We start from the raw sequence: 255 nt of genomic DNA on the forward strand, positions 1-255 counted from the left end.
AGGTCCCGACTAACCCTGAGCGGACGAGCCTTCCTCAGGAAACCTTAGGCATTCGGTGGAAGGGATTCTCACCCTTCTTTCGCTACTCATACCGGCATTCTCACTTCCAAGCGCTCCACTAGTCCTTGCGGTCTAGCTTCACAGCCCTTGGAACGCTCTCCTACCACTGACACCATCGGTGTCAATCCGCAGTTTCGGTGATCCGTTTAGCCCCGGTACATTTTCGGCGCAGAGTCACTCGACCAGTGAGCTATT

General features: G+C 54.9%; 1 rRNA gene. It reads right to left on the minus strand.

Going from position 1 to position 255, the window contains the following annotated elements:
• Positions 1-255: ribosomal RNA gene (locus tag KI363_RS21790) — 23S ribosomal RNA — on the minus strand; the annotation flags it as partial.

Source organism: Lederbergia ruris (assembly GCF_018332955.1).
GTDB classification, from domain to species: domain Bacteria; phylum Bacillota; class Bacilli; order Bacillales; family Bacillaceae_C; genus Lederbergia; species Lederbergia ruris.